Annotated in this window: 18 protein-coding genes; 13 read left to right on the top strand and 5 right to left on the bottom strand. The window is 63.7% G+C overall.

Going from position 1 to position 21863, the window contains the following annotated elements; translation table 11 throughout:
- Window positions 1-48: 48 nt before the first annotated feature.
- From G6N73_RS09260 to G6N73_RS09200, 13 genes are all read left to right on the top strand, one after another.
- On the top strand, window positions 49-885 hold the full coding sequence (locus tag G6N73_RS09260; RefSeq protein WP_165026478.1) for an aspartate/glutamate racemase family protein: 837 nt from the start codon (window positions 49-51) through the stop codon (window positions 883-885).
- Between the two features lie 144 nt (window positions 886-1029).
- Window positions 1030-2130 (top strand): M24 family metallopeptidase, encoded by a 1101-nt coding sequence (locus G6N73_RS09255; protein ID WP_165026475.1) that lies wholly within the window; start codon window positions 1030-1032, stop codon window positions 2128-2130.
- Window positions 2131-2177: 47 nt separating this feature from the next.
- The gene (locus G6N73_RS09250) at window positions 2178-3176 is read left to right on the top strand and encodes a zinc-dependent alcohol dehydrogenase family protein (protein ID WP_165026472.1); all 999 of its coding nucleotides are present in this window, start codon (window positions 2178-2180) and stop codon (window positions 3174-3176) included.
- A gap of 65 nt (window positions 3177-3241) precedes the next feature.
- Window positions 3242-4819, top strand: a complete 1578-nt coding sequence (locus tag G6N73_RS09245; protein WP_165026469.1) for a hydantoinase B/oxoprolinase family protein — start codon at window positions 3242-3244, stop codon at window positions 4817-4819.
- A gap of 808 nt (window positions 4820-5627) precedes the next feature.
- On the top strand, window positions 5628-7532 hold the full coding sequence (locus G6N73_RS09240) for a helix-turn-helix transcriptional regulator (protein WP_165026466.1): 1905 nt from the start codon (window positions 5628-5630) through the stop codon (window positions 7530-7532).
- 130 nt (window positions 7533-7662) lie between these two features.
- Window positions 7663-8691 carry an ABC transporter permease gene (locus tag G6N73_RS09235; RefSeq protein WP_165026463.1) on the top strand — a complete coding sequence of 343 codons (1029 nt, stop codon included), beginning with the start codon at window positions 7663-7665 and terminating at the stop codon, window positions 8689-8691.
- The gene (locus G6N73_RS09230; protein ID WP_165026460.1) at window positions 8691-9566 is read left to right on the top strand and encodes an ABC transporter permease; all 876 of its coding nucleotides are present in this window, start codon (window positions 8691-8693) and stop codon (window positions 9564-9566) included. Before G6N73_RS09235 ends, G6N73_RS09230 begins: the two co-directional genes overlap by 1 nt.
- Window positions 9567-9568: 2 nt before the next feature.
- Complete coding sequence (gene nikE, locus G6N73_RS09225; protein ID WP_165026458.1) at window positions 9569-11248, top strand: nickel ABC transporter ATP-binding protein NikE; 1680 nt, start codon at window positions 9569-9571, stop codon at window positions 11246-11248.
- 27 nt (window positions 11249-11275) lie between these two features.
- Window positions 11276-12832 (top strand): hydantoinase/oxoprolinase N-terminal domain-containing protein, encoded by a 1557-nt coding sequence (locus G6N73_RS09220; protein ID WP_165026455.1) that lies wholly within the window; start codon window positions 11276-11278, stop codon window positions 12830-12832.
- The gene (locus G6N73_RS09215) at window positions 12822-13943 is read left to right on the top strand and encodes an S-methyl thiohydantoin desulfurase family protein (protein WP_425484066.1); all 1122 of its coding nucleotides are present in this window, start codon (window positions 12822-12824) and stop codon (window positions 13941-13943) included. Before G6N73_RS09220 ends, G6N73_RS09215 begins: the two co-directional genes overlap by 11 nt.
- Window positions 13940-15028 carry an S-methyl thiohydantoin desulfurase family protein gene (locus tag G6N73_RS09210; protein WP_165026452.1) on the top strand — a complete coding sequence of 363 codons (1089 nt, stop codon included), beginning with the start codon at window positions 13940-13942 and terminating at the stop codon, window positions 15026-15028. The genes G6N73_RS09215 and G6N73_RS09210 overlap by 4 nt, the downstream gene beginning before the upstream one ends.
- A 45-nt stretch (window positions 15029-15073) precedes the next feature.
- Complete coding sequence (locus G6N73_RS09205; protein ID WP_206078761.1) at window positions 15074-16645, top strand: ABC transporter substrate-binding protein; 1572 nt, start codon at window positions 15074-15076, stop codon at window positions 16643-16645.
- Window positions 16646-17008: 363 nt separating this feature from the next.
- Window positions 17009-17362 carry a C45 family peptidase gene (locus G6N73_RS09200; protein WP_165026449.1) on the top strand — a complete coding sequence of 118 codons (354 nt, stop codon included), beginning with the start codon at window positions 17009-17011 and terminating at the stop codon, window positions 17360-17362.
- Between the two features lie 47 nt (window positions 17363-17409).
- Here the strand turns inward: G6N73_RS09200 and G6N73_RS09195 are convergent, their stop codons facing one another.
- From G6N73_RS09195 to G6N73_RS09175, 5 genes are all read right to left on the bottom strand, one after another.
- A complete protein-coding gene (locus G6N73_RS09195) occupies window positions 17410-17826 on the bottom strand; it encodes a curlin (RefSeq protein ID WP_165026446.1) in 417 nt (138 codons plus the stop codon).
- A 201-nt stretch (window positions 17827-18027) separates the two neighbouring features.
- Window positions 18028-18420, bottom strand: coding sequence for a curli-like amyloid fiber formation chaperone CsgH (csgH, locus tag G6N73_RS09190; RefSeq protein ID WP_165026443.1), 393 nt, complete (start codon window positions 18418-18420; stop codon window positions 18028-18030).
- Window positions 18421-18492: 72 nt separating this feature from the next.
- Window positions 18493-18927, bottom strand: a complete 435-nt coding sequence (locus G6N73_RS09185) for a curlin (protein WP_165026440.1) — start codon at window positions 18925-18927, stop codon at window positions 18493-18495.
- 294 nt (window positions 18928-19221) lie between these two features.
- On the bottom strand, window positions 19222-20550 hold the full coding sequence (locus tag G6N73_RS09180; protein ID WP_165026437.1) for a four-carbon acid sugar kinase family protein: 1329 nt from the start codon (window positions 20548-20550) through the stop codon (window positions 19222-19224).
- Window positions 20547-21806 carry a ribulose-bisphosphate carboxylase large subunit family protein gene (locus G6N73_RS09175; protein ID WP_165026434.1) on the bottom strand — a complete coding sequence of 420 codons (1260 nt, stop codon included), beginning with the start codon at window positions 21804-21806 and terminating at the stop codon, window positions 20547-20549. The genes G6N73_RS09180 and G6N73_RS09175 overlap by 4 nt, the downstream gene beginning before the upstream one ends.
- Window positions 21807-21863: the final 57 nt, after the last annotated feature.

Here is a 21863-nt window from a genome sequence, read left to right as displayed (position 1 = left end):
CCCGGGTCGGGCGGGAATAGAACGGGACATGATGAAAGGAGCACTGCGATGAGCGAGAAGCCGTTGAAGATCATGTATTTCAGTCCGGTCGCAAGCGACCACGCGCATGACGAGATCTTCGCCGACATGGCGCGCGACAACAAGCTGTCCGGCACGGAGGTCCACGTCACCTCCATGCCTCGATCCGAGGGGAGTTTCTCACACATAGAGTTCCGCTCGTACGAGGCGATGGCGACGCGTGGCATCATCCGGGCAGCCCGCCAGGCTGCGCGCGAAGGCTTCGACGCCTTCGCGATAGGCTGCTTCTACGACACCGCCCTGCATGACGCTCGCGAGGTATCGGGCGGGATGATCGTGACGGCGCCGTGCCAGTCCTCATGCGAGATCGCGTCCACGCTCGCCAACCGCTTCGGCGTCATCGTGGGGCGGCGCAAATGGGTGCACCAGATGAGCGCGACCGTGCGCGAGCACGGCCACGAGCATCGGCTGTCCGGGTTCTACCACGTCGAACTCGGCGTCACGGAGTTCCAGCAGGACCATGCCGCGACCGGACGGCGGCTGATCGAGGCCGGCCGCAAGGCGGTCGAGGAGGATTTCGCCGAGGCGCTGATCCTCGGCTGCACCATGGAAGTCGGCTTTTACCGCGAGTTGGAACGCCAGCTCGGCGTGCCCGTCATCGATCCGTCGATCGCAGCGCTGAAGCGTGCCGAATACGCCGCGATCCTGAAGCGCCAGTGCGGTTGGGTGCCGAGCAGGAAGTGGTCCTGCGAGGCGCCGCCCGAGGATGAGATCGCCACAATCGGCGGCTTCGACGAGGGCGAGGCTTTCGGCTCGCGCATGGTTGTAGGCGCGAATGGAGAGAGCACCATAAGGAACGCCGCCTGACGAACACGGTCGCCCGGCTGAAGCTCGCGCGGGCGACTGCGAAGCGGGGAAAGGGGGCATGTCCCCGCCCTCCCGATCCGCGGGAACAGCAGCAAGAGGTCGGGACCGCCGGCCGTCGAGACAGAATCGAGAATGAGGACAAAGATGACCCATCCCGCCACCGAACGCCTTGCGCACCTGCGCCAGTCCATGGCTTCCGAAAGGGCCGACCTCGTAGCGATCGCGCCCGGCTCGCACATGGACTGGCTGCTCGGCTTCCATCCGCATCCGGACGAACGTCCGTGCCTGCTCCTGGTCGGGCCCGAGCGCGAAGCCTTCCTGATGCCGGTGCTCAATGCGGAGGGCACGCGGGAATCGACCGGGATCGCCTTCCACACCTGGAGCGACGACCAGGGGCCGGTTGCGGCACTCGCGGCGGCGCTCGAGGATGTCGGCGCGAGCGGCGCGAAGAACGTCGTGCTCGATGAGACGATGCGGGCTGACTTCGCGCTACTGCTGCTCGGTGCGCTTCCAAACGCGGGGCACGCCTTCACGGAACGCACCCTCGGCCGGCTGCGCATGCGCAAGGATGAGAGCGAGTACCGCAAGATCAAGATGAACGCCGGCATCGCCGACCGCACCATGCAGAAGGCATTCGCCTCGATCCGGCCCGGCATGACCGAGCAGGAACTGGCGCAGATCATCCGCGACCAGTTCGCGGCCGAAGGCGCGACGCCTGCCTTCTGGATCGTCGGGAGCGGTCCAAACGGCGCGTTCCCGCACCACCAGACCGGAGGTCGCGAATTGCAGGACGGAGACGCGATCGTCATCGATATTGGCGGCCGCAAGGACGGGTTTCCGAGCGACATCACGCGGATGGCGGTCGTGGGCGAGGCGCCGGAAGGCTATGGTCAGGTGCATTCCATCGTGGAAAAGGCTGTGCAGGCGGCGCTGAAGGCCGCGCGTCCGGGCGTGATGGCGAAGGAGATCGATGCGGCGGCGCGCAAGGTGATCGTAGACGCCGGCTATGGCGAGTACTTCGTGCATCGCACCGGCCACGGCCTGGGGATCGACGGCCACGAACCGCCCTACATCACCGCGACCTCCGAAACGCTGCTGGAGGAGGGCATGGTCTTCTCCATCGAGCCCGGCATCTACATCCCCGGCCGCTTCGGCATCCGGCTGGAAGAAATTGTCATCCTTCGCGAGGATGGACCCGAGATATTCTCCGACCTGCCGCGCGACCTTTTCGTCGCCGTAAACTGACCGTCGATCCGAGGAAGTCGTACGCAGGAAACAGGGAACGCAAGCTCATGCCTCGCGCCTGGCGCATCCACGACTACAGCGGCTATCATGGGCTCAACCTCGAAGAGGAGCCTTGGGAAGAACCCGGCGCCGGCGAGATCCGGCTGCGCGTCGAAGCCTTCGCCTTGAATTGGGGCGACATGGATCTCATGAAGGACAACTACTCCTTCAGCTTCCCGGAGTTTCCGGCCCGCGTGGGGATCGAGGCGGCCGGTGTCATCGACGCGATCGGATCGGGGGTGGCGGGATTCGAGATCGGTGAACGCGTCTCGACACTTCCCTATTTCTACGACAACCGAGGCGCCAGCACCGAGTCCCTCGTGATTGACAGCCGGTATGTCGCCAAGGCGCCGCCCAATCTGTCGCCGATCGAATGCGCATCGATCTGGATGCAGTACCTGACCGCCTATTTCCCGTTGGCGGAAGTATCGAAGGTCGGACCGGCAAGCCACGTGCTCGTCACCGCAGCCACCAGCACGGCCGGATCGGCTTCGCTGCAGATCGGCCGCGCGCTTGGCGCGACCATGATTGGTACAACGCGCTTTGCGGGGAACGCCGGATACCTGCTGCAGATGGGAGCTGACCACGTAATCGTGACGGATGAGAATGATCTGACGGATCAGATCGTCGAGATGACTGGCGGCAAAGGCGTCGACATGGTCTTCGATCCGGTGGGCGCCGGACTTGTCCCGCGCTACAGTCCCGCGCTCGCGAAGAACGCCCGCATCTACTTCTACGGCACCCTGGATACCGTGTGGCCAGACCTGCCGTTCGTGGACATGTTCCAGAAGAACGCCGTCTTCCATCCCTATTCGGTCTTCAACTATGTCGAGGATGCCGCGATGTGCGCAAAGGGCCTGGCCGCGCTCTACGACATGCTCGCCAAGGGCATCATTCGGCCGCGGATCGACCGCGTCTATCCGATGGAAAAGTACGTTGAGGCGTTTGACTACTTGAGCCAGCCTCGCAAGCACCACGGCAAGGTCGTGATCGAAACCGGCCTTTGAGCAGGAGGCATCGGTGGCTGGCTCCGGCAGCCACCGCGCTCCCCCCAAACTGGAGAACCACCGCCATGAAAGCTGCCGCGCCGATCGATCCGATCACCGTTTCCGTCATCCAGGCGAGCCTGATCGCCGCGGCGGACGAAATGTTCGCCGTATTGAACAAGACGGCGATGAGTCCCATCATCTACGAGGTGCTCGACGTTGGCACCGGGATCACGGACGCGCATGGCGAACTGGTGTCGTCCGGCGCCGGCATCCCGACCTTCGTCGGGGTGCTCGACAAGGCGGTCAAGCGCATCATCGAGCTGAATGGCCTGGACACGATCCGCGAGGGCGACTGCTTCGTCAGCAACGATCCGTATTACGGCGGCGTGACGCATCTCAACGACGTCGTCATAGCCCTGCCGGTCTTTTCAGGCGGAGAGCTCGTCGCATGGTCAGCCTCCATCGCGCACTGGAACGACATCGGCGGCAAGACGCCGGGCTCGATGGCGGTCGATGTCACGGAGATCTTCCAGGAAGGGCTCCGGTTGCCGGCCGTCAGGCTGTTCGACAAAGGCGTGCCGCTCCGCTCCGTCTTCGACATCATCATGGCCAATTCGCGCCTTCCGGATTTCGTGCAGGGAGACCTCTGGGCGCAGGTGGCCGCGAGCCGCAAGGCCGAGTCGCGCATAAGGCTGCTTGTGGAAAGCTACGGGGCAGGCGCCTACCGCGTGGCGCTGGCCGATCTCTTCGCCGAAGGCGAACGCCGCGGTCTCGCCGGTCTCGCGGAGCTTCCCGACGGGACTTACGAGATCGACGAAACGCAGGACGACGGGGCGCTATGGCACGCTTCAATAACCGTGGCGAAGGACCGCTTCACGGTCGATCTCCGGGGCAATCCGAAGCAGCGCGATGCCCCCTATAACACCAGCCGCGACGGCGCGGTCATCTCCGCGCAGATGATCTTCAAGGCGTTGACGGACCCGACTCTCTTCGCCAATGCGGGCTCGTTCCGGGCGCTCGAGGTCATCACCGAGCCGGGCACGATCTTCCATGCCACCGGCACCGCGCCGCACGGCTACTATTTCGAGACGCGCATCCGCCTCTACGACATGCTTTGGCAGTGCATGGCCAAGGCGCTGCCGAAGCGCTTGCCGGCCGGTCATTTCGCGTCGATCTGCGGGACTGTGATTGCCGGCAATCATCCCGACACCGGGCGCCGCTTTACCATGGTCGAACCGCAGATGGGCGGCTGGGGCGCTACCGCGACGCGGGATGGGCTTGATGCTATGTATTCGGCGAGCCACGGCGAGACCTTCAATTGCCCGGTGGAGATCTGCGAGGCGCGCTACGGTCTCGACGTCGGCTACAAGCGCCTGCGCGAAAGCGCGGAAGGCGCCGGCCTGCACGCGGGCGGGAAGGGGCTTCAGACGAGCTACCGCCTGCGGGCACCAGCCATTCTGTCGGCGGGTTACAGCCGGGCCAAGCAACCGGTCTGGGGATCGAATGAGGGGAAGCCCGGAGGGCTCAACGGCTTGTCCGTCGCACACGTTGAGGGGCGCACCGAGCGCCTGACTTTCGCGAGTGGCGTAAGGCTGGAGCTTGGCGACGAGATCCTGATAGAGACCGCGAACGGGGGTGGCTGGGGATCCGTTCCCGACTGACGGGTGCGGCCCGGAGCCTCACCAACCCACCTGATTCGGGACAAAGCACAAGGAGCATGGGCGCCAGGAAACTTGCGAGCGGCGATCTGCCAGGTCTGTAGACTTCAATGATGATTCGGACGATCATCTACTTGCACCGTCCGACAAGCATTTGGGAGTCGGGTAGCTCCACCTCCCAGTCATCCGCTGAGTCCACTCTGATCCTCGACGATGGGCGCATCGAATCCTTGAACGAGAGGAGGGGAGCGGCTGGAGTGCTCCGGAGCGCGAAGGAATGACCCCTTCCGAATCTTCGCCCGTGGCAGTCGAATGGCAGCAATGCGCCCCGATCTCGGACGTTGAGATTAGCTTCTGCCGCTTCCTGGAAGCCGACGCCCGCAAGTTGCAATCGGGGTTCAAAATTTGGCATGCGGATTCACACGCTGTCGCCAAGTCCGTGACCTCCCGGTCGGTGACGGCAGCGTTCCGGCACTCTGAATGTCTTGGGCAATGCCGCGGTAGCAAGTCTACAAGAATGGCGATCAGCACGACCACGCCCACGATCATGCGCTTCCAGTAGCCTGGGCGCGGGAGCGTCAAATTTGGTGGTGGGGTTGGCGGCGCGAATTTGGTCTTTGAGGATTTCGATCACAGAGAACACGAGGACGGGCGTTGGAGATTAAGATTTGCCGAAGGATGAGCGCAATGAGAAACCTGAAAAGGGTCGGGTTGAGACGTTAACCAGACGGAGTACTCGCGTAGAGGCGTCGCAGATTGATGTCGGCGAATCCAGGTTTTGTACCGGCGCATAGTGTAGATATCCTGGGCCATGCGCCATGTCTTTTCGAACGTGATCGCTGATCTGATCGAACTGCTCCCGAACAGCGAGCGGCAGCTTCTTCGGCGCCTGTGCGAAACCGTCGAAAGCGGCGGCGAAGCGGCAATGACGGTGTCACGCAGGGAATGCACCGCGGCAGCAAGACTGGCCTCCAGACTTCCCAGCGCGGTTCGCTGGCAGGCGGGCGAACTCAACCTCGTTTCCCGGGACGCCGCGAATCTCTTGCGCGCTGCGGCGCGCGATAGCGCGACCACAACCTTGGACAACTCTGCGGCTGACCCGGTCGTCGAGATTCGTGCCAAGCAGGATCGCGGCGATTTCGAGCGCGCGATCTCTCTCTTCAGAGAGAACGGTGGCGTCTATTTCATCCACTATCACGGCAACGATGCTTGCCTCGACATACTGAACCGCTTCCCGCAGGAGGTCGTGGACGCCGAGGAAATGCTGACCCTGGCGCTTGCCATGCATGCGTTGAAGGCGGGTAACGTCACCCATGCGCGTTTCCTGATCGTCCGGCGTTTCGGCGACGACATGCTAAGCCTCGAGACCGTGATACGCGGCAGGGCGCGCTATTCGCTTGCGGTACGCCAGTTCCGGTTCCTGATGGCGATCTACGAGGACCACACGGTCTCGAACGAACTGCGCACGCTGCTGTTCGACATGTTGGCCGAATTTCCGATCGACGATCATCTGCATCGCGGCGGTTTCTACAACTCCATGCTCGCAGTCTGCCTGCAAAGGCGCGAGCTGAACGAGGCGGAGGAGATCGCCAAGCGTGCCCACCACCACTATCGCGAGGCGGAGGCACATCTGCTCGTCTTCTACATTGAGCTGCATCGGGTCGTCTTCTCGCTTCGGCGCGGCATGCTGGGCGAGGCCGACCGCTGGGTTTCGCAGGCGCGCGATGCGCTCGGCCGGGTTCGCTTCGACACGCCGACCGATCAGCGCTTGCTGAACCTGCTCGAGGGCGTGGTCGCTTACGAGAACGGCGAGCCAGAACATCTCGTGCGTTTCGTCGCCGAGGAATTCGACAAGTTCGCCTATGGCGAAATCTGGCCGACGGTCGTGGAGCTTGCCCTGGTCTATTGCAGCCGGGTGGTGAGCCGCCAAGTGGGGCTTGGCGCCGCCATCAGCTTTCTTGACAAATGGCGCGTGCAGGAATGGCGTTCGCGGCGCTTCAACCTCGCCATTACCATGCGCGAAATCGAGATCCTGCAGACCGCTAATCGTTGGCAGTCGGCGTCCGACCGGCTCATGACCGTGCAGTCGCGCATCAATCTCACCTGGGTGGAGAGCGCCGAGGAGGCTCTGGCGCGCCTTGTCGACCCGATAGAGATCGAACTGGCAATGGCGTGGCTGCGCCTTCTGATCCAGCACCAGCCGCGGCGTCCGATCCTGCGCGACCAGGTCGAGATGCTGCTGCGCAATGAAAACATTGGCGAGCGCGAACGCGGCCGGTTGCGCCTCTGGGCGGCTTATCTGGCCCGCACGCATCGTGACGTTACCCGCGCGCGCCATTTGTTTTCAGAACTGCTGGAGGACATAGCGCGGATTGGCATTATCACGCATCTGCTCGGCGATATCGGCCTTGTCGACGCCCTGCTGGACGACAAGCGTATCGCCGCGCACGTGCTATCCTCGCCGGACAGGCGCGCCACGGTGCGCAAGCTGCACACATTCACGCAGCGCCGCGAGACGGAACGAACGCCGCTCACTAGACAGGAACTGCGTGTTCTGCGCCTCGTGGCGGAAGGCGCGACCAACAAGTTCGTGGCGCGCCAGTTCAGGCTTTCGGAGGTCACCGTGAAGTTTCACCTGACCAACATCTACCGAAAGATGGGATGCCGGAAACGCGCCGAGGCGGTGGCAAGCGCGCGCGCGCTCGGCTGGTTGTGAAAAAACCTATACCAGAATTCCCATAACCTAGACTTCTCGCGCATTGAAGCGCGGAACCTTACGCTTCCAAGATATGCCGACAAAAGATCGCGCCCATCGAGGTGCGGCACATCGGGGACGCGGTATCGGGATGCAGGAGAACTATCTCTATACGTTTGCCAAGCGTATCGCCGGCTTCGTCGGCGTGCTGTTCGTCCTTTCATTGATGATCTTCATTCTCGCCCGCGTCGTGCCGGGAGATCCCGCTCGTATCGCCCTCGGCCCCAGTGCCACTCAGGAGCAGGTCGATACAATGCGTCAGTCTATGGGGCTCGACCGGCCGCTGATGGAGCAGTACGTGACCTATGTTTGGAACGCGCTGCAGGGCGACCTCGGCCGCTCGCTGATCTCTGGCCGCCCGGTCACCACTGAAATCGCGGCGCTGCTTCCCGCAACCCTCGAGCTCGTCCTGGTGACCGTTATTATGATGGCGCTGATCGCCATTCCGCTCGGCGTGATCACCGCACGCTACCGCAACACATGGATCGACAATACGGGACGCTTGTTCTCGATCGTCGGCGTAACCATGCCGAGCTTTCTGTTTGCGATCCTGCTCCAGCTCTTCGCGGCCTATTTCCTTGCCGACTGGCCCATCATCGGCCGCATCGACCACACGCTTTCCGCGCCGACGGGACCGACCGGCCTGCTTCTCGTCGATTCACTCGTTCATGGCCGCTTTGACGTTTTTGCCGATGCCTTCCAGCGCATCCTCTTCCCGGCGCTGGCTCTCGCCATGTCGGGCATCGGCCAGATCACGCGCATCACCCGTTCGGCGATGATCGAGAACCAGCGCCGCGACCATGTGTTGACGCTGCAATCCTTCGGCGTGCCGGACCGGGTGATCGTGTTCCGCTATCTGCTCAAGCTTTCCTCGATCGCGCCGCTGACCATCATGGGACTCGAATTCGCCTCGCTGATCGGCAACGCCTTCGTGGTCGAACTTGTCTTCTCTTGGGGCGGCTTCGCCTCGTACGGCCTTTCCGCGATCCTTCAGAAGGACCTGAACGCGGTCATGGGCGTGGTGCTGCTCTCCGGCCTGTTCTTCATCGTCGCCAACATCGTGATCGACATCATCCTGCTCATGCTCGACCCGCGCCTGCGGCTCAAGGAGGCGCGCTGATGCCGGTCGATGTCACCCACGAAACCGAGGCGCTGACGCCGCGCTACATGGCCTGGTACCGCTTCACGCGAAACCCGACCGCGATCGTCGGCGCGCTGATGGTGCTTTCGGTGGTGTTCGTGGCCGTGTTCGCGCCGCTTCTCGCGCCCTATCCCGAACATGTCGGCGCCGCCGTGAATTTCCGCGCCCGGCACGGCGCTCCCGACCTCGCCTACTGGATGGGAACCGACAAGGTTGGGCGCGATATTCTCACTCGGATCATCTACGGTTTCCGCATCTCGCTGCTGCTCGTCGTGGGTGTGCTCGCGGTTGCGGTGCCGCTGGGCGCGGCGCTTGGCCTTGCTGCCGGCTATTTCGGCGGCTGGACCGAGCGCGTGATCGCGGGCCTCACCAATGTCATGCTGGCGATCCCGCCGCTGGTGATGGCGCTTGCGGTGGGCAATGTGCTCGAGCCGAACCTCGTCAACGCGATGATTGCGATCACGCTCCTGTGGTGGACCTGGCACGCGCGGCTGGTCTACCGCGTGTCGAAGTCGATCGCGGCGGAAGATTTCGTCGAGGCAGCAAGGCTCGCGGGCGCTAGTCACTGGCATGTGCTGACGCGCGAGATCCTGCCCAACTGCATTTCGGTCATTTCGGTCAAGACGACGCTGGACGCCGCCTTCGTCATCCTGTTCGGCGCGACGCTGTCCTTCCTCGGGCTGGGGGTGAAGCCGCCGACGCCCGACCTCGGCTCGATGGTCGCCGACGGTCGTCAGTTCCTGCCGGAGATGTGGTGGGGCGTGCTGGCGCCCGGCTTCGCCATCTTTTACGCCACGCTCGGCTTCAATCTTCTGGGCGACGGCCTGCGCGACATGTTCGACGTGGAGGTCTAGACATGGCCGATCTCCTCGACATCACCGGCCTCAACGTGTCCTTTCATACCTATGGCCGGCGGCTGCACGTTCTCAAGGACGTGGCTCTGTCGATCCCGCAGGGCGGACGCGTCGCGCTGATTGGCGAGACCGGTTCCGGCAAGTCAGTGACCAGCAAGGCCGTTCTCGGCACGCTGCCCCGCAATGCCCAGGTGGAGAGCGGCGAGATCCTGTTCCGGGGCGAGGACGTTCTGGCAATGCCCCGCATGCGCCGCGACGGCCTCAAGGGCACGGCCTTCTCGGTCATCATGCAGGACCCGCTGTCCTCCTTCAATCCGGTGTTCAGGATCGGCCGCCATCTCGACGATGTGATGTACTACGCCGACCGGCGCCTCGGCCGGAAGAGCGCTGCCGCTGAGCGCGGCGAGCGCATCTTCGACGTGCTGCGCAAGGTACAGCTCGACGATCCGCGCCGCATCATGGAAGCCTATCCGTCGCAGCTTTCGGGTGGCATGCGCCAGCGCGTGCTGATCGCGCTGTCGCTGCTGCACCAACCCGATCTCCTAATCGCTGACGAGCCGGGCACCGCGCTCGACGTGACTACGCAGGACGAGATCATGAAGCTGATCAACCGCCTTGTTTCGGACAATGGCCTTTCACTCCTGATGATCACCCACAATCTCGGCGTGGTGCGCCAGATGGCCGACGACGTCTATGTGATGCGCCGCGGTGAGATCGTTGAGCACGGCTCGCTCGGCGACATATTCTCGCGGCCCCGGCAAGCCTATACGCGCCAGCTCATCGACGCGATCCCGCCACTCTACGGCGCGAAAGTCGAGGACCAGAAGCCCGCCGACGCCGATCCGATCGTCGAGATGCACGGAGTCACAAAAATCTTCGAACAGAGGCCGGTGATCGGGCGAGGCACGCGCCATGTCGCGGTCTCGGACGTCTCCCTGTCCGTGCGGCGCGGTGAGGTATTCGGGCTTGCCGGCGAATCCGGCTCGGGCAAGACTACCGTCGCGCGCATGATCATGGGGCTGATCGGCGCAACAGAAGGCGTCGTCACGGTCGACGGCCAGCCGGTCGAGGACGAGCGTGGCAGCGACGCCTTCCGGCGCAAGATCCAGATCGTCTACCAGAATCCCGGCACCTCCCTGAACCCCAAGCGCACGGTTGGCCAGACCCTGCGTGTGCCGCTCGCCTTCGCCGGCATGCGCGGCAAGGGGCTGGATGACAGGATCGTTGAACTGCTGCGCCAGGTGGACCTGCCGGCAAATTACGTCGGCAAGTACCCGCACGAGCTCTCCGGCGGCCAGAAGCAGCGCGTAGCGATTGCCCGCGCACTGGCGGCCGATCCGGAAATCATCGTCCTCGACGAGCCGACATCGGCGCTCGACGTGTCGGTGCAGAAGAACGTGATCGCACTCCTGACGAGGCTGCGCGAGGAGTTGGGTCTGACCTACCTCTTCATCTCGCACGATCTGTCGCTGATGCGCAATTTCTGCAGCCGTATCGCCATCATGCTGCGTGGCGAGATCGTCGAGGCCGGCGAACCGCGCGCGGTCTTCGAGGATCCGCAACACCCCTATACCCGCGCCCTGATCGCCGCCGTGCCGGTGATCAGCGACGAGGAGGAAACACGCAAACCCCGCGTGAGCGACGAAGAGCGAAGGCGCTATCTCGTCGACACGGCGGCCTGAGAACCCGACCAGAAAGGCAGGAAGAAAATGTATCGTCTAGGGATCGATGTCGGCGGCACAAATACCGACGCGGTGATCATGCACGGCCGCAACGTGCTGTCCGGCGTCAAGGCATCCACTACGGAGGACGTTACCTCCGGTGTTATCGAGGCGATGGAAGCGGCAATTTCCAAGGCCGGAGCCGACCGCTCCAGGATCACCCATGTGATGATCGGCACGACGCATTTCACCAATGCCGTCATCGAGCGCCGCCATGTGAACCCGGTGGCGGCGATCCGCCTTGGTCTGCCGGCAACGGCTTGCCTGCCGCCAATGGTCGACTGGCCGGACGATTTGCGTGATGCGGTGGGCGGTCACGGCTATCTCGTGCGCGGCGGCTATGAGTTCGACGGACGCGAGCTCGCTTCGCTCGACCTCGACGAGATCGACCGCATCGCCGACGACATCAACGCCAAGCGCATCGGCGCTGCAGCGATCACCTCGGTGTTCGGCCCCATTAACGCGAAGATGGAAGAGGAGGCGCGCGCGCGCCTTCTAAAAAAGTGCCCGGACGTGGCCGTGGTCCTGTCGAGCGAGATCGGCCGCATCGGCCTGCTTGAGCGCGAAAGCGCTGCGGTGATGAATGCGAGCCTGCTCAAGCTCAGCGCGCGCACCGTCGACGCCTTTGCCAATGCGCTCAAGTCGGCGGGACTGAACTGCCCGTTCTTTATCACCCAGAATGACGGCACTCTCATGGGCGCGGAAATCGTCAAGCATTTCCCCGTGCTAACCTTCGCGTCGGGGCCGACAAACTCCATGCGCGGCGCGGCATTCCTGACCGGTGTGCGCGACGGCATCGTGGTCGACATCGGCGGCACGACCACCGACATCGGCTCCCTGCAGCACGGCTTTCCGCGCCAGGCGGCCACCGTGGTCGACATCGGCGGTGTGCGCACCAATTTCCGCATGCCCGACGTCTTCTCGATCGGGCTGGGCGGCGGCTCGCTGGTGCGCCAGAAGGGCGACGCCACGACGGTCGGTCCGCAATCGGTCGGCTACCGCATCACGCAGGAAGCGCATGTGTTTGGCGGCGACACGTTGACGGCGACGGACATTGCCGTCGCGCGCGGCGAGGCTTCGGTCGGTGATGCATCCAGGGTCGCGGATCTCGATCCCGCTCTTCTGAACGCGGCGCGCGAGGAGATGACGCGCATGCTGGAGCGCGCTGTCGAGCGCACGCGCCTGTCGCCGGACCCGATCCCGGTGATCGCGGTCGGCGGTGGCTCGATCCTGATGCCCTACCAGATCGGCGATCTGAACGTCATCCGCCCCGACAACTTCGCCGTTGCCAACGCCGTCGGCGCCGCCATCGCGCAGATCAGCGGCGAGGTCGACCGGATCTTCTCGCTCGAAAAGGGGCTGACGCGCGAAATCTGCCTGAAGCAAGCCGAGGACGAGGCGCGCGAGAAGGCGATCCGCTCTGGCGCGGATGCCGCGACCATCGAGACGATCGAGCGCGAGGACGTGCCGCTGGCCTATCTGCCCGGCAACGCCACGCGCATCCACGTCAAGGTCGTCGGAGAGATGGGTGGCCATGATGCTTGAACGCGGGCAGGGCAGATGGCGTCTCGACGAGCCAATGGTCGAGGCGCTGGAAATCGGTTCCGGCATCCTGGGCACCGGCGGCGGCGGCAACCCCTACATCGGCAAGCTCAGGGTGCGCCAGGCGCTGCGCGAGGGCCATGTGATGGAGATCGTCCCGCTCGAAAGCCTGCCTGACGACGCGCGCATTGTAGCCATGGGCGGCATAGGCGCACCGCTCGTCTCGCATGAGCGCATCAAGGAAGGCCGCGAAGGCCTGCGCTGCGTGCGAGCTCTCGAGGAGCGCCTCGGCATCAAGGTCGACGCGATCGCCTGCGAGGAGATTGGTGGCCAGAACTCTATGGAACCGCTGATCGCGGCGGCAATGGCCGGCCTGCCGGTCGTCGATTGCGACGGCATGGGGCGCGCGTTCCCCGAGATGCAGATGACGAGCTACGCCATCTACGGCCATCGCTCGACGCCGAGCGTGATGTGCGACCCACACGGCAATGTGGTGATCTTCGACCACGCGATCTCGGAGCTCTGGCACGAGCGCATGGCCAGGGCCTGCGTGGTCGCGCAGGGCGGCGCCTCGACGCTGGCCAGCGCGCCGATGTCGGGCGAGTTCATCAAGCGCTTCGCCATACCGAATTCGTATTCCAAGGCGATTTCGCTCGGCGACGCGGTGCTGGAAGCGCGCCGCGCACACCGCGATCCCATCGAAGCGATTTGCAAAAGCGAGGACGGCAATGTCGTCTTCCGCGGCAAGATCACCGATCTCAAGCGGCATCTGGCCGGCGGCTTCGTGCGCGGCGAGGCGATCATCAAGGGCTTCGAGGCCTATGAGGACGACGAGGCTTCGGTCCACATCCAGAACGAGTTTCTGATCTTCTCGCGCAATGGCGAGGTTGAGGTGATCGTGCCCGACCTGATCGTAATTCTCGATGCCGACAGCGGCGAGGCGATCTCGACCGAGATGCTGCGCTACGGGCAGCGGGTGGCGGTGCTGGCTATCCCCTGCCATCCGCTCCTGCGCAACCCCGAAGCGCTGGAGGTCGTGGGGCCGAAGGGTTTCGGCTTCGACGACCTGGTCTTCAAGCCGATGAGTATTGACAGCGAGGGAGGCACATCATGACCTCATTCACGGTGACGGCTGACGACATGGACGCCATAGCGCTGGGCGGGGCGTTCCTGGGCACTGGCGGCGGCGGCGATCCCTATATCGGCAAGCTAATGGCCAAGCAGGTGATCGCGCAGCACGGGCCGGTCAAGGTCATCACGGCCGACGAACTCGACGACGACGCGCTTTGCATCCCCGTCTGCATGATGGGTGCGCCGACCGTGATGGTCGAGAAGCTACCAAACGGCAACGAGGCGCGAGAGGCGCTCGCCCAGCTCGAGGCGTTTCTGGGTCGCAAGGCCGACGCGCTGATCTGCATCGAGGCGGGCGGGCTCAACTCGACCATTCCCTACGCGGTCGCCGCGGCCACCGGCCTGCCGCTGATCGACGGCGACGGCATGGGGCGCGCCTTCCCGGAATTGCAAATGGTGACGATGACGATCCACGGCGTTTCGGCCACCCCGATGGTGCTTGCGGACGACAAGGGCAACAGCTCCGTCATCAACGCCATCTCGAACAAATGGACAGAGCGGCTGGCCCGCTGCCAGACCGTCGAGATGGGCGGTGCCGCCCTTGTCGCACTCTATCCAATGAGCGGCGCCGAAATGAAGCGCGGCATCCTGCACGGCTCCATGTCGCTGATCAAAGCGATAGGCGAGATCATGACGTCGGAACGCAAGGCAATCCGCAATCCCGCCGAAGCGCTGATGAAGCGACTGGACGGCAAGCGGCTCTTCACCGGCCGCGTGGTCGACATCGACCGGCGAACCGTGGGCGGCTTCGCGCGCGGTAAGGCCGAGTTCAAGGGCATGGACGAAGACGAGGGACGCAGCTTCACGGTCGAGTTCCAGAACGAGTTCCTGATCTGCCGCAGCGAAGCGGACGAATTGCTGGCCGTCACGCCTGATCTGATCTGCGCGCTTGACGCGGATGGCGGCATGCCGGTCACCACCGAGCAGCTTCGCTACGGCCTCGCCGTAACCGCGATCGGCCTCGCCTGCGATCCGCAATGGTGGACGCCCGAGGGGCTGGAACTCGTTGGCCCGCGCTACTTTGGCTACGAACACGATTACGCACCGCTGCATCAGATGTCCCGCTGAGAAGGACCGAGAACCGAATTGGAACCAGAGGAAGGAACCGGAAAAATGAAAACCATGCGACATGCCCTTACGGCGGCGGCACTTGCCGCGGCTACTGTACTGACGGCGCCCGCCGTCGCGCAGGACAAGCTCTCGCTCGTCGTCAATGTTGTCCAGATCTTCGGTACGGTCGATCCGGCCAAGGTGACCGACTACACGGAATACATGGCGGCGGTGAATCTCTATGACGGCCTTACCACCGTCACCAGCGCGGGCGAGGTAGTGCCGCAGCTTGCCGAAAGCTGGGAGGTTTCCGAAGACAGCCGGACCTATACCTTCAGGCTCAAGCAAGGCGCGACGTTCCAGGACAGCAGCCCGGTCGAGGCCAAGGACGTGGTCTATACGATGCAGCGCTTGCTCGCGCTGAACGAGGGCCCTGCCTATCTGTTTTCCGATCTTGTCCAGCCGGACAACGTCAAGGCGCTCGACGAGCACACGGTGGAGATCAGGATCGACCGTGTCTACGCGCCGTTCATTTCGGTCACGCCGCTGATCCTTGTGGTCAATTCCGACGTAGTGTCGGCAGAAGGCAACGAATGGGGCGAGGACTTCCTCGCCGAAAACAGCGCGGGCGCGGGCCCATACAATCTGTCGGGCTGGACGCGCGGCGCCGAAATGATCCTGCAGCGGTATGACGGCTACCACGCCGGATGGCCGAACGAGCGCCCGATCGACGAGCTTCGCTTCGTCGTGACGCGCGATGAAGCGACGGTGCGCGCGCTCGCCCAGCGTGGCGAGCTCGGTATGTCGTCGCAGTATCAGAGCAGCGAGACCTACGAGGCGATCGAAAAGCTCGACAACTACAAGCTGATTGAGGCGGAAACGGCGACGGGATTCTACCTCAAGGTCAACAACCAGCTGGCACCGACCGACGACGTGCACATCCGCCGCGCCATCGCCTATGCGATGGACTATGCGACGATCCGTGAAGTGATCTATCCGGGCGGCGAGATGAAGGGCGTCCTGTCGCCGCTCTTCGCCGAAGCCCATCTCGACGACCTGCCTTCTCCGGAATACAACCTCGAGAAAGCGGCCGAAGAGGTGGCGAAATCAAAATATGCCGGCGAGCAGCCGATCCGTCTCAGCCATGCTTACGTCGCCAACACGCCGTTCGAGGAGGAGATCGGCCTGCTGTTCAAGTCGACGCTGGAAACGATCGGTTTTGCCGTCGATCTTCAGCCGGAACCCTGGAACCGTATTACCGAACTCGCCACTAAGGTCGAGACGACGCCGCATACCTCGCAGGTTTTCTACGGTCCGACCTATCCCTCGCCCGACTCAGTGTTCTTCGTGCAGTACCATTCACGTGCGGCCGGCACCTGGTCGTCCATGTCCTGGGTCCAGGATTCGGAGATCGACGCTATGATCGACAAGTCACGCGCGACCGTCGACGAGGCCGAGCGCAACAAGCTCTACAAGGACATCCAGGCGCGGATGCACGAGACGATCGCGGAGATCCCGCTCTTGTCCCAGCTCAAGCGCATGGCGGCTCATTCTTGCCTGCGGGGCTATGCTGAGGTTCCGATGCAGAGTTGGGACTATGACTTCTCGCGCATGTGGTGGAAGTGCGAGGGCTAGCTGATACAGCCAGACGCGCAATCTCAACGCGTCCTGACCTTGAGGGAGGGAGCTTCGCATGTTCGAGGCTCCCTTTTGTCTTGATGAGGCGGAGATGGCCTGAACCTGATCTCACCGTGTCTCTTCCATCGGTGCCGAAGGATGCCCCTTCCAGTTTGGGGGAAGCCGGTGTGCTATGCCCAATGCGCAAGCCGGCGGGCGTCATCGGCAATCATACAGCCGCGATTTCACACGACCTCCGTCGACTCAGGCCCTTGCGTGAATGTTCGCTGCGGAGGATTGTCATGGCGGATTGCGGCGAAAAAGTCGATGTTGCTGGCGGTCCGAAGTCCTGATGCAGTACTCTTGGAACCGGGAGGATTGATGGGCGAGCGGACGGTGATGCAGGAGGCGCTGTTCAATGTCATGGTGCTGGACAAAACCGGGGGCTACGCCGTTGTTTGCCTGTCGCCGGACAGGGACGCAGTCGTGCGGAAAATACCGCTCACGACGAACCATCAACTAGCTCTGGAATGGCCGGAGGGCGACCGACGCTCCGAAACGGCCGAGCGCGCGAAATGCCTTGCAGAACTACGATCGGGCAGTCCCGATCTGGCGGTGTTCATCGATGCGGCCCACCAGACTCCGCTCTACCGGACCGACTACAATGAAGGTTTGGGAACGCTACACGAGTGTCATCCGGCCTTGCGAAGGGGTGGTCGGATATCGATGGCCTGATCGTCCTGCCTGGAAACGGTCGAAGACGGATTGGTAACGCGCCCGCGCTACCAGCCGATCTGGAAGCTCGCGCCGGCGCGGCCATAGCCGTTTTGCACCACATGGCCGTCGGTGTTACGGCCGAATTGGAACAGGCCATAGGCGTTTCCGTTGCCGTTCTGCTGCAGCGTGCCGTGGTGGCCACTGCCTTCCTGATGCACGACACCGAAGTTGCCGCGGCCGTTCTGACCAATGCCGGCGGAATTGTTGTGGCCACGCTGGCGGATGCTCGCGCCGCCCTTGATCGCGTTGTAGAACAAGTAGAGTTGAAGGCCGGTAAGCAGCGCGCGCCCGGAATCGGCGCTGCTGGGCGCAACATGGACGCTCAACGAGCCGCCGGCAGCGGCGGGGGCTGAAAGCGCGCTCAGTCCGACGATCGTCGCAACGAGACCGGCGGCGAGTTTTTTGATGGGCTTGCGGGTCATCGGTGTTCTCCTTCTTGGTGTCTCGGATACAGCCGGTCTCGCCCGACCGTTGGAGTGGATCATGAACCAGGCGGGCTGAACCGGCCCAGAACCGCGTGTTCAGATTTCGTTTAGAAACGAGGGCCGACTACAGCGGCGGAGCAGGCGGAACGAAAAAGGCGCCCGAATCGGGCGCCTTTTCGAAGGTCAGAGCTTAGATGGTCAAATCCGGCCGCCGATCAGCTCTTCGCAGATGACGGTCGAGCCGGCGCCGCTGACCTCGAGGCGGGCGTCGTAGGTTCCGCCGCTGTCCAGCATGACTTGGCCGAGGGTGGCGGGCGCGTCCGGCGTTGCGTAGAACGCGCCGGCCTGGTTGATGCGGACGCTTCCCGCGCCGCCGCCGCCGCCGACGGAAAGTCGGTAGCTTCCCTCGACCGCGTCGGTCGCGTGAACGATGCCCTCGATCGTCGTCATACCGTTCGCCGCACCGGCGCGGAACTCACAGGCGAGCAGGCCGTCGGTGGACGCGGCCTGGCCTGCAAGTGCGGCGGCCACGCCGAGCATGGCGATGAGGGGCGTGACGCCGAGGGCTGTATGGGTGACTCGCTTCGACATGATGATCTCCTCTGAGCATTGGGCCGGCCGGGCTTTAGAAAATCCCGGCCGGCGTGCGATCCGGGCTGTTGGTCAGCGGCAGGTCTGAACGATCGCTGCGACGTTGCCGCGGCCGGACTGCGACGTTGCCGCGTCGCAGCCATGGCCGACCTGAACGCCGGCCGCAATGTTGCCGTTGCCGTCCTGGACCATGATGCTGTTGTGGCCGGAGCCGAACTGGCCGATGCCGGCGGCGTTGTTGCGGCCGCGCTGTTCGGCCTGGCCGCGGTTGCGCCGGCCTTCCTGGCCGACGGCGGCGACGTTGCCCCGGCCGCGCTGCTTGGCGATGGCGCTGTTGCGGGCACCATTCTGGTATACGCCGATCTCGTTGCGGCGGCCGTCCTGGGATCCGCCGACCGAATGCGACCAGCCGTGCTGCTCGATCCAGATGCTGTTGGCCATAGCTGGCATGGAGGTGAAGCTGATGATCGCGGCAACGGCGCTGGTGATGATGAGCTTGGGAGTCATTTGCTCCTCCTGGGTTTGCAGTGGATTCAGTTCCGCTTGAGAACGACCCGACCCTGGCAGAGACCGTCGGAACCTTCGCTGAACTGGCCGTTCAGGGGGGGTTCACCCTTTCCTGATGCAAGCCAGCAACGGCTGCTATGGGGCCAAAACCAGACTTGTTAAGCCACCAGGTTTGACTGGGCGCGTCTTGCGCTGGTGGACGTTCGGGCCAGGCGCGATCTTCGCATGCCCTGCCAGCATTGTTCGAGCCACGTCTCGACCTCTTCAAGCTCCCACACAAGCCGTGGCTGCTCCTCAGGCCACCGTGCCGTCACGCAGTCGGACGAAAAAGTCGTCGCCGCCGATCTGTCCGCCCTTCAGTGTGATCTCTAGTCTGCCTGCGCCCGCCTCGCGATGGGCGGTGCAGACGGGAGACCCCGGCGATTGCGGGATCGGATGTCGAAGCGTCAGGGCGAAAATGCCGAGTTCGCAGAGCGCGTGGCTTGAAGTGTCGCCCCCGGCGACGACGACGCGTGAAAGTTCGGCCTGCTCAGTGATCGTGCGAAGCAAGCGGCCGAGTGCGCGGCCGACTGCGTCGTTTGATGCGCCTTCCACGCCGAGCGCGGTGTCTGGACCGAGGGCCGTGTGCAGAATCGGGCTCCGGCCGTCCTGAAGCGCCGCGCTGGCGCGGGCAAGAGCCTCGTCGAACGCGCGCTGCCCGTCGCCCCCGCCCGCCAGCGCCGCATAATCCACGTCGATCGAAACGAACCCGGCCTCGACTGCGGACCGAATCTGGCGTTCCGTGGTCGGGGAGCAGCTTCCGGAGACGATGGCAATGCGCTCCTGTGCCGCCAGCGGCGCAAAATGCTCCGTCCCGGTGTCAGGCGCCCCCCGCGACCGCCAGGCAGCGATCAGTGCATATTCGACGCCGGATGAGCCCACGACGAATGGGCCAAGCCAATCGCCGCCGCTGTCGAGCAGGGCTCCGGCGCTTGCCTGAGAGGCATGGTCGTGCACGTCGATCAAGCAAGCCCTCTTGCCATTCCCTGCAAGGGCGGCGAGCATCATCTCGCCGGTCGCAGCTGGGAATCCAAAACCGTCGATCAGGCCAATGTCCAAATCCGTCTGCGCGGCCAGATGCCGCCGCAGATCAGATTCATCCATCGGCGTCGCCGGATGGCGGCTCATCACCGGGTGCCGGTCAATGCGATAGACCTCATCGCGGAAGGCGGCAAAGAGATGGCCGAAGACGGTGTAGCGCCGAAGTTGCGGCGCCCCGACAACGACCGCCGCCATCTTTTGATCGAAAATGTGCAGGCCGATCTCCATCGCCCTCCCGATCGAACCCTGCTTCGGCGAACTGTCGAAGGTCGAGCATACCTTGTAGTGACAGTGGCGGGCCTTCAGCGATTTCAGCCAGCCGAACGCCCCCGGAAGATTCTCGTCCATCCAATCCGGCGCCTGGCTGCGGCTTGTGCCTGCCAAGCCTATGGCGCGGCATTCGCTGAAGGCCGCACGCTCCGCCTCCTCGGGCAATCTGGTGAACAGCACTGTTGGAACGCCGTTGGCCGACAACACTTCCAGCACGTCCGTTGAGCCGGTAAAGTCGTCGCCGTAGTAGCTGAGGAGAAGGTCTTCGCTCACGGGAGCCGGTCCCCGAAGGCACTGAGCGCCGCGGCCAGTGCCGGATGGTCCCGGGCATGATCATGGAGGGGGATGCCGGCGACAGCCGCCTCGGCCGCTTGCCGCAGGCTCTCGACCCCACCCGAAACGCCTTCCGGATGCCCCATGATGCCGCCGCCTGCGCAGTAGATGAAGTCGGTCGTTCCCAGCGCCTTGTAGGTCAGTTCGACCTGGACGGCTGTCTGGCCGGAGGAGAAGACCGGCATCGCCTCGAATCCCGGCAGGCCCTCGCAAAAGAGCGGCGCCGAGACGGCGCGTGCCGAATCGATGACCGAGGCATCGGTTTCGCTGAACTTGTTGGCGAGCCCGTTGACGTGAAGGTGGTCCGCGCCAGCGAGCCGCCAGAATTTTTGCCATGCGCGATAGGAGATGCCGATATCGGGCGAGCGCTGGAAGAGGCCCCAGCCATTGCGGTGGCAATGCAGCGGCAACTCTGCATGACGCCGGATCGCGCCCAGACCTGCGAGCCCGACAGAGTGCAGGCTGACCATGAGACAAGTTCCACCTGCCGCAAGCACCATATCCGCATTGCGTTTCATTTCATCAACTTCATCTGTGATATTGAAGGCATACATCACCTTGCGGCCCATGCGCGCAGCATGATCGTTGATCACTGCCATGACGGCAGGGACGCGCTCGGCAAGCGGACAGTGCGGCCCGTTCGCCTGCAATTCATCATCCTTGATGAAATCGATGCCGCCCTCGCAAAGCTCGCGCACGAGCGCCGCCGTCTCTTCAGCCGAAAGACCGACGCTCGGCTTGACTATCGTTCCGATCATTGGTCGCCCCTCGACCCCGGCAAGCTCCTGCGTGCCTTTGATGCCGAAGGCCGGACCTGGACAGGCGCGCGCGAATTCGCCGGGAAAAGTGACATCGAGCAGCCGCAGCGCGGAGATTTCCGCCAGTTCGAACAGGTTGCCCGCAACGGTCGCGAGTGTGTTGGTGAGCGACGGACCCATATTGGCGAGCGGCCAGGAAAGCAGGATCCGTCCGCGCGCGTAGCTGGCGCCCTGCTTGCGGCATGGCAGTGACGGACGATCTCGGACGCTCTCCTCGATCACGCGCTCGACCTTAGCTCCAGCGCGGCTGCGCAGGTCGTCGGTCTCGCCCGTAAGCCGCATGAAGGTGCCGCAGGATTGCTCGCCCGCAATAACCTGAGCCGCGCGTTCAAGGCCTACGGGGCTCTCGATTTCATATTCCGCGAACAGACGTGACATGCCGCTCCCTCCCTTGTTTTACAGCGGAGTTATCATCTCATCATACCAGTTGACAAT

Origin of the sequence: Allomesorhizobium camelthorni (assembly GCF_011045125.1) — a bacterium.
GTDB lineage: Bacteria > Pseudomonadota > Alphaproteobacteria > Rhizobiales > Rhizobiaceae > Allomesorhizobium > Allomesorhizobium camelthorni.
This window is presented reverse-complemented; position numbering and strand designations above follow the sequence as displayed.